A 16,281-nucleotide genomic window follows, 5' to 3' on the forward strand; every position below is an offset into this window, starting at 1 on the left:
GTCAGCAAACCAGCGTAAGGCAACCATGTCGCTGAAGGATTTCTTGACCACGCTCGACGATCTCGAACGTGAAGCGTCAGCCGCTTTCGATGCGGCCGCAGATGCCGATGCCCTGGAAGACGCACGCGTGCGCTACCTAGGTGCCAAGAAGGGCGCGCTGAAAGACGTCCAGAAGCAAATGGGCGGCATCGACCCGGGCGACCGCAAGGACGCTGGGATGCGACTGAATGCGTTCAAATCCGCGGTGCAGGCCGCCTTCGATGATTCCAAGCAGCGGCTTGGCGGCGGCGAAGCCGATGGCATCGATCCGACCTTCGACGCCACCCTTCCGGGTATCCGTCCTTCGATCGGACACATCCACCCGATCACGCAAACGATTACCCACCTGACCGAGATCATGGGTCGGATGGGATTCGAAGCGGCCGAAGGGCCGGAGGTCGAGGATCCGCACCACAACTTCGTAGCACTGAATATTCCCGAAGACCACCCAGCCCGCGATCCGCTGGACAACTTCTATCTGTCCACCGCCGCGTCGCTGGCCGATGGTGCCGTCGCACGCGACCGTGGCATCGAGGGATCGCAGCTGCTGCGCAGCCAGACCAGCACGGTGCAAATCCGAGTGATGGAAAATCGGCAACCACCGATTCGCATCATCTCGCTTGGCCGCGTCTACCGTCCCGACGCGCCCGACGCGACCCACTTTCCGATGTTCCACCAGATGGAAGGCCTGCTGGTCGACCGTCACGTCACGATGGCAAACCTGAAGACCGTGCTGCGTGTCTTCGCCAACAACTACCTTGGCGAAGACGTCGAGATTCGCTTCCGTCCATCTTTTTTTCCATTCACCGAGCCCAGCGTCGAAGTCGACTTTTTCTGGAACGACGCATGGGTCGAATTCGGTGGCGCTGGAATGATCGACCCGGCCGTGTTTGAAGCGGTCGGCTACGACCCGGAACAAGTCAGCGGATTCGCATTCGGACTGGGCGTCGAACGGCTGTGCATGCGACGACATTCGGTCACCGACATCCGTGACCTGTACAGCGGCGACCTGCGTTTCCTGAGCCAGTTCTAGAACCGCACGCCCACCTCGATCACGCGTCCAGATCTACCGATCCAAACGAACTGGATTTCGCCAGAAATCTACTCACCGACGCTGAACGCGGAATCCTGGCAACATCCGCTGGCCGCCCAAGCCAATCGTGGCTGACGCACTTGCGCTTCACCAAGCACTACGATTCACAAAGCGGAATGACCGGATTGGTGGAACCGAGCAAATCCTTGATCGTGACGCCGGCAAACGCAGCCTCGGTCGCCGCGTAAGCCTTGTCCAGCTCGGCATGCAAGGGACACAGCGACTTGTGTGACTTCAGCCCCAACGGGCAGGAACGAATGCGTTCCAAGGGGCTGACCGCATTGATCACGTCCAGAATTGTCAATCTTTCGATCGGCTGATCCAGTTCGTAGCCGCCACCGGGGCCAGGACGCGAGCGTACCAAACCGGCCGCCGTCAGATCCTGCAACACGCGAGTCAGGTAACGCCGTGGCACCTTGGTATGCTCGGCCAGCACGTCAGCCGATGTGGGCTGATCCAATCGAGTGCCCATGCAGGCAACAGACCGCAGTGCGTATTCGGCGGTTTTCGACAACATTCAAAGATCCAGGTGACGGCAACAATAAACCCAATTTGCGAGCCCACCGATCATACACCTTGTCATGCATGTTTCGAGGACCTACCCTTAGGGGTGCAGATTGAGTCTAACCAGCCTACGGAAAATCGGCAACGCGATGCTTTTGACACCCGCCCCTCAAACCCACTCCGCCGCGTCTGCCCTGCCCCCTTCCAGGCGGGTCACCGCAGGAATCGTCGCCACGATGACGTTGGCATTCACCACGCTGCTGCAGGCCCAGGGCACCGATTTCGAGCAACCACCGATTGACTACACGGGGGCTGCGACAACGGACGCGGTGTGGCAACTGGACCAACGCCTATCGGCTGGCGAGGCCGAACTGGATTACGAAGACAACTTTGGCTACCTACGGTCGGCGTTGTCGGCTCTCGAGGTGCCCATCGCTTCCCAGACATTGGTGTTCTCGAAAACATCCCTGCAATTGCACCGCATCTCGCCGCGTCGACCTCGGGCGCTGTATTTCAACGATGACGTTTACGTTGGGTATTGCCAGAACGGGGACGTCCTAGAGTTTGCGGTCACCGACCCGAAACAGGGTGCAATTTTTTACACTTTGGCGCAAGACGCCGACCAGCAACCCAAGTTCGTTCGCGACCGCGGACAGTGTTTGGCCTGCCATGCCAATACGCGAACCCAGAATGTACCGGGCTACTTGGTCCGCAGCGTGTTTCCGGATGCATCGGGACGTCCCAAACTGAGCAGCGGAACATTCGTGACGGACCAAACCAGTCCATTCCACGAACGATGGGGTGGCTGGTACGTGACGGGCAAACACGGTTCGATGCGTCACATGGGCAACACGATTGCCACCGATGACGAAACCACATTTGACCGCGACCCGGGCGCCAATGTGATCGACCTGAACGATCGGTTCAGCACCGACAATTATCTGACACCGCACAGCGATTTGGTGGCGTTGATGGTGCTGGAACACCAAACGCAGATGCACAATGCGATCGCCGCAGCGAACTACGAAACTCGTCGCGCACTGCACCAGTCCTACCAAATGAACGAACTACTGGATCGCCCCAAGGGGCACATCAGCGACAGCGCCAATCGGCGGATCGATTCCTCGGTGGATCGAGTGCTGGAACACTTGCTGATGTGCGACGAGTTCCCGCTGACCGATCCCGTCTCTGGCACCAGCGACTTTGCGAAAGAGTTTGAAGACCGCGGCCCGCGGGATTCCCAGGGCCGATCGTTGCGTCAATTGGATTTGACCACACGGCTGTTCCGATACCCATGCAGCTACCTGATCTATTCGGATGCCTTCGCCGCGCTTCCGCCGGAATGCCGATCAAGAGTGATGGCCAAATTGGACCAGATCCTATCCGGCCAGGACGCCCCGGACCAATACACGCACCTGAGTCCGCAGATGCGAAAAGAGATTCGCGAAATCCTAGCGGACACGCTCGATTTGCCCGGCGTCTAGCATGCCCCCGCAGCGAAGTAGGCCGGATCAAGGAGCGCAGCGACGCGGATCCGGCAAGCGTGCAGGCTAGGTACCGCGAAGAAATGCCGGATCAGCGCTTCGCTTGATTCGGCCTACAGATGGGTGGGTAGAAACCGCTTTTGCTCGCCCTCTACGATCGGCGACGGCGGGTCGATCCATGGCACCGCATCGCCTGCGGCTAGATGCGACTGAACAGCCTGCTTGAACTGGGGGACCAGCTTGGACAAGGCCGCACGCTCGGTCGCAGCTTCCACCGTGATGCCTGGCAAATTGGCAACTCGGGCGACCACGCCTCCGGTCGGGTTCGAACGCACGTAGACGATGCATCCGAACGAAGGCACATCCGCCGGCTGTTCCCCGATGGGCAGTGAACCGCTCGGTGATGGCGATGGCGGTTGTTTCGGAGATGGATCTTGATCAGTCACGCGGCAGTATCCGGTTCACGCAGTTCAAAGTCATTGGAAGCTGATCCGAATCATCCCTCCGCCGGACCGCCCATGCAAGCCACGCAGCAAGCGGGCCGCAGCTAACCGACTGACCTGCCGCCGGCGACTCCGTCGGCTGACCTGGAACCCCGGAACGATCACGCTTGGATCGTTGGCCTGGACCTCGTTGACCACCATTCGCATGCCGCGGGGATGCACCGCGGAATCATCCAGTTCCCCAGACGACTACCTTGGCTTGGATGCCAAGGAACGTTGCTTGCGGACGTGTCGGGGTGGAATGATGTCCGTGGCCAACCCTAGAACGCCGAACAATCGGATGGTGTAGTAGTTGATGTCGATCTCCCACCACCGGTGTTGGACCGACGCGCTCGATGGATCCGCGTGGTGGTTATTGTGCCAGCCTTCGCCCGCGGTCAGCAGCGTAACAAACCAGTTGTTGCGGCTATCGTCGGTCGTATCGTAGTTGCGGTAACCAAAAACGTGGGTCAGCGAATTCACAGCCCAGGTGATGTGCCACACCCAAACGGTTCGCAGAATCACGCCCCACACGAACAGGCTAGCAGCCATTCGGTAGGCTTCCGGCGTGTTCCCATAGATCGCCAAACAAGCCAAGTTTGCGACGATGGCATACAGGATTGCGTGGCCAAAGTAAAAGATCCCAGCGGCCACCGGCAACTTTTCCAACCACCGATAATACGGGTCGGCCAAGATGTCTTTGGCGTACTTTTCGTACATCGCGTAGGTGGCCAACGGAGTTCGCGTCTCGTGCACCAACCATTGCACGTGTGCCCATAGAAAGCTGATTCGCGGCGAATGCGGATCTTCGTGGTGGTCAGAATGCGAGTGGTGCATGCGGTGCCAGGCGACCCAGTGGGCTGGCGTTTCCTGCGCTGTACACATCGCCAAGGTTACCAGCGAACGTTCGAACCAACGCGGCGACTTGAAACTGCGATGCGACAACAGACGATGGTATCCGATGGGGATCGCCATTTGACCGAACGCGACCACGCCGATCAGAAACGCTGCGACTCCCGCCCAAGAGAAAAAGAAGGGCAGCACGGCCAACAACGCCAAAGCGTGCAGCGCAATGAAAAAGACCAGATAGTCTTTGCGAACCGCGGATTTCGTATGACCTTCGGGAGTCAGCTTTTCTCGCTGCCGGCCCTTCGGCGCAGGCACCACCGATTCACTGCCCCCCGTTGGTTCACCATCGATTAAATCAACGCGCGAACCACCAGACTCGACAACTTGTCTAGATCGTTCAAGCGGACTGGCCAGCACCGATGCGACGTCATCCGAGTGGTCAGCTAGGTTCGATTCTGTCGACAGCTTCTTTGCCTCGATGGTCATCTTGACTCCGCTCATCCTGAATCCTCTAACGGTTTTTGTTCGACTGCGAGCGATATTTATGGGCATCTACGACAGAATTCCGAAACCCTGATCATCTGACCACGCACTCGATGGCCCCCCAACATACCGATCAGCGGTCGATCCAAGCAGGGGCGAATTCCGAGTTTTGTGCGTTGGGGCCGATGTTTCGCGAGCTGGGTCTTGCCCAACACATCCAATCGCTAAAACTTTACGAACGAAGAAACATCACCCGGCGCCGTAGCACAGCGGCTCTGAACACCGACCGATTTGATCGCTAAACTCCCTGACCGCCGCGCCGCGAATCAACGCACCGATTGCCATTTCGACTTCGTGATTCGACTCCCTGCCCTCCACCTCCATATCCCTACCTACGACTTCGAGAACCATGACCGAACGACTTCAAACAGGATCGCCCGCTCTGGATTCGATGTTGGGAGGCGGACTGCTGCCGGGCACCTTGACCGTCGTTTTGGGAGCGACAGGAATCGGGAAGACTCAGTTGGGCGTCACATTCGCCAATCACGGACTGGCCCAGGAAGGCGAACGAGGCGTGTTTTTTGACTTGACGTCCCGAGGCGACTCGCAGAACCACCGCGATTATGCGAAACGAATCTGCGATTGGGATCTGCAGGAATCCCCCGTCGCGGACCGCGTCAATCTGGATGCCGTTTGGGATCGCGACCAAGCTCGCCGCGACAGCATGCACCTGTTCCGTGACGCCGGGCGGCGGGTCACCGCATCGGACATGGACGCCGATGGTTGGCGCCGATGGAAGTACGAACAAGCCAAAAAACTAGATCAAGCGATCGCATTCTTCTACAGCAACTTTGTCCATGGTGTTCGCCGCACGGTGATCGATGGGATCGAACCGACCGACCGAGCGGCCGAGTCGATCCAGTTCGAACTATTCGAGTACGTTTATCAACAGATCGTTCGCAAGGAACATGATTGGTTGGCCCGCGATTTGTTTCGAGTCGGTTTTCGTGAAAATGCTGAACGGATCGACGCTGCCGCCTACGACCACACCAAGATCGGTTGCGTGTTGTTGGCGACCAGCCGCGAGGTCATGCTGGACGACCTGATCTCTCGACCAATCGAGAGTGGCGACGTCCTTTCGAACGCCAACACGATCATCTTGATGGGCAAGACACGCCAGGGAAACCAGATGGGCCGCGCACTGTGCGTCGCCAAACACCGCGGCAGCGCCTGCGACGAATCGATCGTCCCGTTCCAGATCGAAGCCGATGGCCTCAAGATTGGTTGATCGATCGATCCGGTGGCCACGTCCCGAAATCGGAGGATCCATCCCAAACCCTGGATAATTGCAGTCGGAGCAGTCGGATCGGAACAGTTGCACCGATTCTGCGGTGACGAACCTGCGACACCGTGGGCTAGGTCCGATGTCGGGTCTCGCTATGGTCGGCGGTTTGCCTAGAATATGGGTCGGTCTCATTGCGGTCCGACCTACTTCTCGATTCATTCAGGCACCCATGTCACACAAAAAAGGTTCCCCTGCCCCAGCCACTGCTGGCCCCGTGCTGGATTCGTCGGCAGAAGCCGTAGCCGGCCGATTGCGTGCTAGCTTGCTGCAAGAGAGGGAGGAACTAGAGGTCGACAAGATCTTCCGCGCTTTGGTGAAACTAGAGGGTTCCGACCTTCACCTGAAGGTCGGCCAGCCACCGATGGTGCGGGTCCGCGGCGAACTGAAACCGCTGAATCGACCACCGATTGAGATGGAAGAAATGGTCCGTCTTCTGTTGCCGATGATGGACGAGCGGAACCTGATCATTTTTGAAATAGACGGCGGTGCTGACTTTTCGCACGTGATCGATGTCGACGGAGTCCGCTGGCGATTCCGGGTCAACATGCTGAAGTCGCTGGGAAACATCGGGCTGGTTGCTCGGCGAATCAGCAACTTCATCCCCGACTTCCGAGGCCTGTTCCTGCCGCCGGTGATGGAAACCCTGTGTCACTTCGACCAAGGCATGGTGCTGCTGGCCGGCGTGACGGGTTCCGGTAAATCGACGACCATTGGGTCGATGTTGAACTACATCAACAGCATCTATCGAAAGCACATTCTGACGCTGGAAGACCCGATCGAATTCATCTTTACCGAAGACAAATGCCTGATCAACCAAAGGGAAATTGGCCAGGATGTGAAGGACTTTGAAATCGGCATGAAGCACGCCGTGCGGGAAGACCCCGACATCATCCTGGTCGGCGAACTTCGAGACGAAGAAACGTTCATGACGGCGATCCACGCTGCGGAAACCGGCCACTTGGTGTTCGGCACCATTCACGCCGCCAGTGCGTCGACTACGATCGGGCGGATTTTGGACTTGTTCCCCGAAGAGATGCACGGTGCGATTCGATCCGCCATCGCGTTCAATATGAAGGGGATCGTCGCCCAGAAACTGCTGAAGACCATCCGTCCCGATGTGCCGCGGGTCCCCACCTGCGAAGTGATGACGTTTTCGCCAATGATTCGAAAACTGGTGCTAGAGGGACAAGACCACAAGCTGCCCGACGCCATTCGAATCGGTGCCGAAGACGGCATGCAGGACTTTACCATGAGTCTGAAGCAGTTGATTGACGACGAATTGATCGACCGCCCCACCGCGTTCGCAGTCGCACCGAACAAGGAATCCCTGAAGATGGCTCTGAAGGGCATCGACGTCAAAGCCCCCGGTATCCTGTAACGCTCGGGCCGTGACCAACAGACTGTTCCTTCTCGCCAACCTCCTATCCAACTAAAGAATATTCCTCCTGATGGCCGCACAAGAAGAAATCCAACTCTGGCAAACGGTCGCTCCGGTCGAGTTCGCGCCGCGAATGTCCGATCGCACCCAAGCCCAGTCGTTGTTGATCCTGACTCGCCAAGGTGCCGGCTACCAAGTCATCGGCGGCCAGTTGGCGCACGCAATCCAGGCGCGTGCGACCCACCTGCTGCTCGATTTTTCCGCCAACGCTTGCGCGATCCGATATCAGATCGACGGTAACTGGGAACAATTGCCACCGATCGATGCCGAAACCGCCAACGCGATGCTGTACGCGTTGAAACAGCTATGCCTGATGAATCCGGCCGATCGCCGATCCGCCCAATCGGGCGCCTGCGGTGTCAAAATCGCGAAGGAAAAATTCACCCTGCACGTTCAATCGCAGGGCGTGAAGACGGGCGAACGAGTGCTGTGCAGGATCGAGGCCGAAAAGATTCCGTTTGACCGGATGAGCGATCTGGGAATGCGGGACAAGCTGTACGAGATCTACAAAGAAAAACTGGACGCGCATGGCAACATGATGCTGATCACGGCTCCCAAGGGCGAAGGGCTGACGACCACATGGAATATGTCGCTGAACGCCGCCGACCGCTTGGTCCGTGACTTTCAATCCTTTGAAGACGAAACCAATCCTGAACCCGAAATCATCAACGTCACCCAAAACTTCTTTGGCGGCGAGACGGGCAAGACGGAACTTGAAGTCGTTCGCCGAATGATCCTGCGAGAGCCGGACGTTTTGCTGTTCCCCGAACTGCCCGAACCCGAATCGTTGTCGGTTTGCGTGGACCAGGTCAAGGCATCGGAGAAACAGGTCTATCTGCGGATCAATGCTACCTCAGCGATCGAAGGCTTCGTCAAAATCGTCGGCCGATACAAGGAACTAGCCAGCGACATCAGCGCCACGATGGGCGCTGTGCTATGCCAAAAATTGGTGCGACGCCTGTGTGACAATTGCAAACTCGGTTACGAACCGCCTGCCCAACTGCTGAAACAATTGGGCATCCCACCGGGACGTGTCGCGATGCTGTATGGACCGTTCATTCCACCGCCGATTGAACAACAGGTCGACGAAAACGGAAAGCCGGCCCCGCTGACTCCGTGCCACGTGTGCAATGGCCGCGGATACTACGGACGCATCGCGATCTTCGAATTGCTGACTCCTGGCGAACAACTTCGCAAAGCCGTCATGAAGACACAGGACGTCAGCCGACTGACCCAAATCGCGAAAGCCGAAGGTCATCGCGGCCTGCAAGCCGAAGCCATCCTGACTGTCGCACGCGGACTGACCAGCCTGGATGAACTGAAGCGAGTATTCGCAAAGCGTTAGTCGCCGCGTGAATCCATCGATCGTGTTGACCACGGTCAACACGATGGTCGGTGAATGACGCCAACCTTCCCCACACCTCGCATCTCGAACCGCAGCTAGGCCGATTCGTCATAGTAGGCCGGTTCGTCTTTTCCGTCGCCATCGAAGTCACCCACAACCGGTTGACTATCGGGACTGGACCGTGGCACCACAATCTGTTTGTCATTGCCCGTGATTCGGCGGTCACCGTCGGTATCAATGATCCATAGGTCGCCACGGACGACGCCAATTTCGTCGATGCCGTCGCCGTCAAAGTCACCGGAAATCGGTTCATCACCGGGGCGGCCGAACGAGACGTGTTCGTCGCGGCTGGTCCAGCGCCCATCCCCATCGACGTCCAGCAACCATTTGCCATCGCGGTAGACCGCAACTTGGTCGATGCCGTCTCCGTTCCAGTCGCCTGCAATCGGGGTATCAGACTGTTCGCCGTATTTGAAGACGTGATCCACCGCGTCCGCACGAAGCGCACCTTCTTCACCGCGAACCATCAATCGTTTGCGGTCATCGCCGCCACCGTCTTCGGCTTGCGCCAAGGTTTCAGCATTCACTTCGCGTCGGCGAGTGTTATCGGGGTCTGGCAGCCCCGGGTCTTTCTGGATCTTGAATTCGTCGCGAGCCCATTGTCGACCGAAGATTCCGATGTCGTCTTTCCCGTCGCCGTCCCAGTCTCCGATGACCGGACGATCCATTTCCGTTCCCAATTTCATCCACAGGTCACCGGCATCCCATTTCCCGTTGCCGTTGAAATCAACGAACCACTGACCGTCTTTGTAGATGACGCCTTCGTCGCTGCCATCGCCATCGAAGTCACCCGCCATAGCGGTTGCGTCCAGCAAACCAAGCGTGAAATCGTCGCTGCGTTGTGAACGCTTGCCCTCTTGGTCGGCAATGGTCCAACGCCCCTTGTCTTGGTCTCCCTGAGTCCAGTCTTGGGTAATCGATTTGATACTGACGCCTTGAATCGTTCCGTCTTCCCCGACCGTTCCACGCGGGAAGCCACCATTGATCACGCTAAGGTGCCAAGTCACGGCCCATTCGTCTGCCGCTAGTACAGGCGATCGATAGGTCAACGGAGTCGAGAACGACATCAATTGAATTCGCGGATCGAAAGATTCAATCGGGGCAACGACCGAAGGCGGCTGCGGCGTGGGCACTTCCAATTGAGGGATCTGGCCCTGTTCGATCGCAATCTCGCTGAAGTTGTTGTTGATGCTTTGGCCGCCGGCGACCAACGTGATATTCAGGATCGCATCATCGTTGGGATTCGATGCCTCGCTGGCAGCCAAGGTTTGAATCACAATTTTGTCAGCGTCATCGACAACATCGGCCGGGTTCACGGCGATGCCGCCTGTGGAACCAGGTGTATCGAGTCCGTCGATGTAGTCATCCGGTTGGACCTGATACACGTGATAGGTGCCTGGTCGCAGCCCGGTGAATTCATAGTACCCGGTGGAATCCGTTGTCACGCGGATTGGCCCATCGGCATAGGTCCCCGACAATGCGCGTCCGGAATCAAACGGCAATCCCAACAGGTTCCGCAGTTCCAGCGTGACGTTGCCTAGCAACAGGTCATCACTCGTCAATTGGCCATCGCGATACTCCCGCAAATCCTCGGCTGCCGGTGCGCTGGTCAGGTAGAGCTTCCCACCGTCTTGGAATACGTATCCCGAGATCATCGCTGGGGGAACTTCAGGGAAATCGTAGTTCTTTGCGTTCATGCCGCCGGGCAGAATGATTCCGACCAGCAAATCATCACCGCCAACTTCGCCACCGGCGTCACCGACGACCTGTCCACCATGGAACAATCCACCGGGTTGGACTTCACGAACCGAATAGACACCGGGTGCCAGCTGATCGAAGACGTAGTTTCCTTGCCCGTCGGTGCTCGTTCGCGACAACACGTTCCCGTCGCCATCAAGCAACTCGACGACAACCCCGGAAATCGGGTCCTCCCCTGCATCGAATACCTGATTGAGATCACTTTCCTGCCAAACGCGGCCACTGATCGAAGATCCGGGAAGTTCGCAGAAATCATAATTGACTAGATCCTGCCCAGCCCCAAGTCGGACTCCCAACAAGTCTTCGCCCAACACTTCGCCATCACCGGTCCCGGGAACCTGTCCGCCCTGATAGTAGCCATCGGGTTGCTGTTCAAAGATCTGGTATTGGCCGGGAGCAAGGTTATCAAACTCGTAGCGTCCCATCGAATCGGTCACCGTCTGTGCGACGTAGCGCCCCGATGCATCGCGCAGTTCGACGGTCACGCCGGCGAGTGCCGGTTCATCGGGATCGTGAACACAGTCGCCATTGCTGTCGACATAGACGGTCCCCGAAAGGCTAGCCGGTTCCAGTTCACAGAAGTTGTACTGGGTCAGCCGCTGGCCCCATCCGATGGGAATCCGCGAAATCACGTCGCGTTGGGAATCGTCGCCGCCGTGGCTACCGGCCTGTTGGCCACCCTGCAGCCATCCCTCGGGCTGGATCTCGCGAACCACATATTCGCCAGCCGCCAGATTGGTGAATCGATAGTTCCCATCTGCGTCGGTCAGCGTGAATCCGATCATTTCCCCGGCCGAATTGTACAATTCGACTCGCGTGCCTTCGATTCCCATTTCGTCGGGATCAAACACGCAATCTCCATCGCGATCGTTGTAAACCGATCCGCTGATCTCAGCACCCTCGTGTTCGCAGAAGTTGTACTCCGTCAGCCGCTGTCCCCATCCGATCGGGATTCGCGAAATGATGTCCTGCTGCGAATCATCACCCCCATGGCTGCCGGCTTTCTGGCCACCTTGCAACCATCCATCGGGCTGGATTTCACGGACCAGATATTCGCCCGCCGGCAGGTTCGTGAATCGATAGTTTCCAGACGCATCGGTCAGGGTGAATGCGATGACTTCGCCGGCAGAGTTCAATAGTTCTACCCGGGCGCCTTCGATTCCGATTTCGTCGGAATCGAATAGACAATCGTCATCGACATCATTGAACACCGAACCGTTGATCTCGGCAGGCGGCCGTTCACAGAAATCGTAGTCAACAGCAACCTCGCCCGACGTCAGCGTGATGCTACCAATACGGCTTGGATCCAACGTCGTGCCTCCGGCCGACCCAGGCTTGGCACCGCCTTCGAAGTAACCTTCGGGCTGTTCTTCGATGACCGTGTAGGTACCAGGTTCCAGATCGATGAAGGTGTATTTGCCTTCGCTATCAGTCGTTGTCCGAGCGACTTCCTCTCCGTTGGAATCGATCAATCGGATCGTCACACCGGCCAGGGTTTCTTCGTTCGGGTCCAATTCGCAATCGTCGTCCAGATCGACGTGAACGCGTCCAGAGAGCGATGCGGGACGAAGTTCGCCAAAGTTATACTCGACGCCGACGTCGCCCTGTTTCAACGTGATGGATGCCAGCGAGTCGGCGCCCGTGTCGCGGCCGACTTTGGTTCCGCGAATGGTACCGACGGTATCTTTGCCGTCCAAGTATCCGGCCGGCTGCGTTTCGACGATCGAATAGTCGCCTGGCAACAGACCTTCGAATTCGTATCGACCGGTCGCGTCCGTGGTCGCCGTCGCAACCGTTTTCCCGGTCGCGTCGACCAATGCCACATTGGCACCAGCAATCGCGTCTTCGCCCGCGTCCCGTACACCGTCGTCGTCCGCATCGTGATAGACAAAGCCAGACAGGGTCGCCGGCGCCGCCTCGCAGAAATTGTATTCCACCCCAACGCCCGACGGCGTCATCGTGATTTCCGAGATCAATCCGCCATCGACCGACGTGCCAACCGTCACGTTGTTGATGCGACCGACGTGGGAACCGCCGTCCAACAATCCGGTCGGAGTGAATTCGACGATGCGGTAGTTACCAACCGGCACATCATCAAACTGATAGCCACCGTTGGTACCGGTCGTGGTTCGCGAGATCGTCGTTCCTTGGTCATCCTGCAAAAGCACTTCGACGCCGGCGATCGGCGTGCTGCCATTGCCGTCGTGATCACCATTGCAGTCTTGCCCTGGACCGGCCAAGTACACGAAACCCGCGATCGAACCGTAGGGGGTTTCCCCAAAATTGTATTCAATCCCTGCGTCGCTGCCCGCCAAAGTGATTCCGTACAGTCGGTCACCCGGGTTTTCCGCCGAGCCAACGCTGCGTCCATCGATCGTGCCAGCAGAATCCAAACCATCGTTCAATCCCGCAGGCTGATTGACTTCGATGACTTCATAACTGCCCGGCGCAAGCCCCGTGAACGAATACGTACCGTTACCGTCGGTGGTGACGGTCAACACCGACTGGGGCGCGATCGTGCTAAGCGGCACCAATTGGATGCGGACACCGGGGATTCCTGTTTCCCCCGCATCGCGGACACCGTTGTTGTTCGAATCGATGTAGACGTTGCCGCCGATGGATGCAGGAGCAGCTTCGGCAAAGTCATAATGGATTGCCGACGTGTCGCCCAACGGAATATTGACCTCGCTCAGCACGTCCATCGACTGCGACACACCGGACGTTGCACCGGAAACTGTCCCCGGCAACGAAGCGACACTGAACAGATCGGCTGGTTGGGTTTCCACAATCCGGTAGGTACCGGGGGTCAGCCCCAACGACTTTGCAAAGATGTATTCGCCTTGATCGTTGGTCGTAGCCCGAAATCCCGTGTCCGCATACTGGCCAGAACTGTCCTGTTTCCACAATGCGATCCCTACACCGGACAGCAGCGTTTCACCGGACTGACGAATTTGATCCAGATTGCTATCCAACCACACCGTGCCGCCGATATCGATCGGCTTGGGCGATTGGTTGGTGTTGGCAACTGCGGCGGCTGATCGGTTCGGACGACTATCGGTATCCGGGCTATCGTCGGCAGGCAGGTTCAGACCGAAATCGCTACGGGGGTCCCCATAGTCGTTCAAGAAGATCGCATCGGCATGAGCGGTTTCGAAGTGCGGCGCGTTGAACGTTGCTTCTAAGATCGAATCCTGGAATTCTTGTCCCGATGTGATCACGTCCAAGCGATCGTTGAACACCGCCAAATCCGCGGAATTGCGAAGGACTTCGTCCACGTCCAATGTGAATTCCAAGCGGTCGCCGGCGCGGAAATTCGTCAGCCGCAGAATCAGTTCCTGGCCGCCGTCTTCCACTTCGGCTTGCGCATTGATCGTCCGGCCGTCTGCCGACGTGATGCGAACGATCTGGAAACCGTGGGCGCCATTTTTGCCACGCCCACCAAGGGCAGTATCAAAGATGGGATCGCCGACACTGATGCCGTCACCATCTTTGTCCGTGATCAGGCGAAGTTCCGTCAATTCGGTGTCCGCAGCCCCCCCGGTAAACGACAGGATGAAACGGTCACCTTGGGAATCCCCACCAACGTCCTGATCGCTTTCCAGGTAGTCGGTTTCGATGTAGACCACGCCCACATGGATCGGGTCGGCAGCGAACAGTCGCCGCTGCTCCAGCCTTTCGGGACCTACGGCGCGACGCTTCAACGAGTCCGTGCGGACGGCCGGTTTTCGAATTCGGTTTCGTTTGGCTTTCCAGATCACGCTCGGCACCTCCGTGTGCCCCAAATTTGGCCTGTAACCCAAGTGGCAACAGACAGTTTCAAACTTCCAAGAGTGTCGATCCGGGCAACCGCCTGCGATCGACACAGATTCACCACCGCCGGCTGCTATCGTCCAACCGTGGTGTCAGCATCGGCGATTCGTTCTTCCCCAGGGCCCATTTCCCCAATCGGCCAACGGCGCAGTGTTGCGTCGAAGCTGCCAGAGAACAGCACATCGTCGCTGGCCGTCAACGTTGAAACGCTGCCCTTGTGCCCCGCCAACGTTTTCACCACTCGACCTTCGTCCGTGTTGATCACGCGAATCACGTTGTCGGAACCCGCGACGGCCACAAGTTGGCTGTTCAACACCGTGGCGGCGAATAACTTTCCGGATGTCACCTGGATCCGGTGCAACAGCTTCTTTTGTCCGGTATCGAACACCGTCGCGGCACCATCGTCACCCACACAGATCGCCACATTGCTGCTGCGATGAAAGACGATGTCGTGAATGCGACCTTCGTGAAGCGGGTGTTCGCTGGCCAATGTGCCGGTGACAAAATCAAACAGGTGCAGATCACCGCTACGCCCAGCGACCGCAATCACACCACTGTCATCGCGGTAAACGGCCGATCGCAGGTCATTGCATTCACAGGTCAGCACCGAACGTTCTCGCTTTTGACGCCCGATCAAATAGATTTCGTTGTCGAAACCTACGGCAGCCATCTCGGATCCATCCGGTGCAAAACGGACGCACGCCAACGCGGGCGTGCTGGTCATTTTTTGCTGGACGGCAAAATCGGCGTTGCGATCCCAAACGATCAGCTGCCCGTCGTTTCCAGCGGACACCAATTTGTTGCCGCCGGGATCAAACGCAAGTGTTCGGATTAGATCGCGGTGGCCCACCAATTTATGGATGACGGAGAAGTTTGCGGTGCTGAGGATTCGGATGACATGGTCGTCACCAGCGGCAGCAAGAAACTCGCCTCGCGGGTCTGCCGAAATCGCCGTCACCACAACGCGAACATCGGATTCACCGACCAATCGGTAGGCCCGACTTTGCAGCGGCAGCATCGACGCACCGCTGACCCGCAATTCCGTGGTCACCGTGGGGGTGATTGGCGACGTTGCATCCTGGGCAGTCGATTCGCCCGCAACGACGATCGATGCGGCCGCGATCGCCATCGCCCGCAAACGATTCGGACGCAATCGGTAAGGCACCATGATTTTTTCCCCCCGGCCGGAAACTTTTGATTCGTAAGCGGAATCCATCATTCAACGTATTGCGGCATCAACAGCGCAATGTCGATCGCATACCCAGACACATCCCCAATCAAGATCGGCAGCTATCTGGCGCCGTCATGACCCGAATAATCGGAAAATCTTTCCACGCGTCTGGTTGCCGATCTTGCTGGCACCCGGGGGAGCATCGACCGGTCCCGACTGGTCCGATTGCACAAACTGATCGGAATCGCCGTGATTGACCGCCCCAAAACTCCTCTTTCATTACTTCCGTCCTGAACGCTACAAGTGTTCGGTGCTTTGAATCAGATTGGCCGTTTCAGCCCTTCCAGGTTGTTAGACAAAAGCCTCGGGGAAAAGCACAAAAACGGTGGGACCCAGCGGATGCGTGCCACAAGTGTGTTT

10 protein-coding genes are annotated in these 16,281 nt (G+C 57.8%); 5 read left to right on the forward strand and 5 right to left on the reverse strand.

The window, feature by feature from the left end; all coding sequences use genetic code 11:
- Positions 1 to 25 precede the first annotated feature (25 nt).
- The gene (pheS, locus tag K227x_RS18565) at positions 26 to 1,072 is read left to right on the forward strand and encodes a phenylalanine--tRNA ligase subunit alpha (RefSeq protein WP_145171830.1); all 1,047 of its coding nucleotides are present in this window, start codon (positions 26 to 28) and stop codon (positions 1,070 to 1,072) included.
- A 157-nt stretch (positions 1,073 to 1,229) separates the two neighbouring features.
- Here pheS and K227x_RS18570 read toward each other — a convergent pair whose 3' ends face one another.
- Positions 1,230 to 1,649, reverse strand: coding sequence for an Rrf2 family transcriptional regulator (locus K227x_RS18570; protein WP_145171832.1), 420 nt, complete (start codon positions 1,647 to 1,649; stop codon positions 1,230 to 1,232).
- 223 nt (positions 1,650 to 1,872) lie between these two features.
- On the opposite strand from K227x_RS18570, the gene K227x_RS18575 reads away from it, so the two are divergent.
- A complete protein-coding gene (locus K227x_RS18575; RefSeq protein ID WP_145171834.1) occupies positions 1,873 to 3,120 on the forward strand; it encodes a hypothetical protein in 1,248 nt (415 codons plus the stop codon).
- Positions 3,121 to 3,233: 113 nt separating this feature from the next.
- Here K227x_RS18575 and K227x_RS18580 read toward each other — a convergent pair whose 3' ends face one another.
- Together K227x_RS18580 and K227x_RS18585 are read right to left on the reverse strand one after the other, a co-directional pair.
- Positions 3,234 to 3,566 carry a hypothetical protein gene (locus K227x_RS18580; RefSeq protein ID WP_246145914.1) on the reverse strand — a complete coding sequence of 111 codons (333 nt, stop codon included), beginning with the start codon at positions 3,564 to 3,566 and terminating at the stop codon, positions 3,234 to 3,236.
- A gap of 246 nt (positions 3,567 to 3,812) precedes the next feature.
- Positions 3,813 to 4,952 carry an acyl-CoA desaturase gene (locus tag K227x_RS18585; RefSeq protein ID WP_246145915.1) on the reverse strand — a complete coding sequence of 380 codons (1,140 nt, stop codon included), beginning with the start codon at positions 4,950 to 4,952 and terminating at the stop codon, positions 3,813 to 3,815.
- 391 nt (positions 4,953 to 5,343) lie between these two features.
- On the opposite strand from K227x_RS18585, the gene K227x_RS18590 reads away from it, so the two are divergent.
- The 3 genes from K227x_RS18590 (at position 5,344) to K227x_RS18600 (ending at position 9,062) form a co-directional block, all read left to right on the forward strand.
- Positions 5,344 to 6,222: an RAD55 family ATPase gene (locus K227x_RS18590; RefSeq protein ID WP_145171839.1), complete on the forward strand. Its 879-nt coding sequence runs from the start codon at positions 5,344 to 5,346 to the stop codon at positions 6,220 to 6,222.
- A gap of 226 nt (positions 6,223 to 6,448) precedes the next feature.
- Positions 6,449 to 7,657 (forward strand): type IV pilus twitching motility protein PilT, encoded by a 1,209-nt coding sequence (locus tag K227x_RS18595; protein WP_145171840.1) that lies wholly within the window; start codon positions 6,449 to 6,451, stop codon positions 7,655 to 7,657.
- Positions 7,658 to 7,727: 70 nt separating this feature from the next.
- Positions 7,728 to 9,062, forward strand: coding sequence for an ATPase, T2SS/T4P/T4SS family (locus tag K227x_RS18600; RefSeq protein WP_145171842.1), 1,335 nt, complete (start codon positions 7,728 to 7,730; stop codon positions 9,060 to 9,062).
- Positions 9,063 to 9,157: 95 nt separating this feature from the next.
- On the opposite strand, the gene K227x_RS18605 is transcribed toward K227x_RS18600, so the two are convergent.
- Entirely contained in the window at positions 9,158 to 14,647 is a 5,490-nt protein-coding gene (locus K227x_RS18605) for an SdrD B-like domain-containing protein (RefSeq protein WP_391540383.1), read from the reverse strand.
- A 116-nt stretch (positions 14,648 to 14,763) separates the two neighbouring features.
- On the reverse strand, positions 14,764 to 15,909 hold the full coding sequence (locus K227x_RS18610; protein ID WP_145171846.1) for a WD40 repeat domain-containing protein: 1,146 nt from the start codon (positions 15,907 to 15,909) through the stop codon (positions 14,764 to 14,766).
- Between the last annotated feature and the right edge of the window lie 372 nt (positions 15,910 to 16,281).

This window comes from Rubripirellula lacrimiformis (genome assembly GCF_007741535.1).
Classification (GTDB): Bacteria; Planctomycetota; Planctomycetia; order Pirellulales; family Pirellulaceae; genus Rubripirellula; species Rubripirellula lacrimiformis.

Coding starts and splice junctions, on each gene's coding strand:
- pheS (WP_145171830.1), top strand. CDS start 26: ATGTCGCTGAAGGATTTCTTGACCACGCTCGACGATCTCGAACGTGAA.
- K227x_RS18570 (WP_145171832.1), bottom strand. CDS start 1,649: ATGTTGTCGAAAACCGCCGAATACGCACTGCGGTCTGTTGCCTGCATG.
- K227x_RS18575 (WP_145171834.1), top strand. CDS start 1,873: ATGACGTTGGCATTCACCACGCTGCTGCAGGCCCAGGGCACCGATTTC.
- K227x_RS18585 (WP_246145915.1), bottom strand. CDS start 4,952: ATGAGCGGAGTCAAGATGACCATCGAGGCAAAGAAGCTGTCGACAGAA.
- K227x_RS18590 (WP_145171839.1), top strand. CDS start 5,344: ATGACCGAACGACTTCAAACAGGATCGCCCGCTCTGGATTCGATGTTG.
- K227x_RS18595 (WP_145171840.1), top strand. CDS start 6,449: ATGTCACACAAAAAAGGTTCCCCTGCCCCAGCCACTGCTGGCCCCGTG.
- K227x_RS18600 (WP_145171842.1), top strand. CDS start 7,728: ATGGCCGCACAAGAAGAAATCCAACTCTGGCAAACGGTCGCTCCGGTC.
- K227x_RS18610 (WP_145171846.1), bottom strand. CDS start 15,909: ATGATGGATTCCGCTTACGAATCAAAAGTTTCCGGCCGGGGGGAAAAA.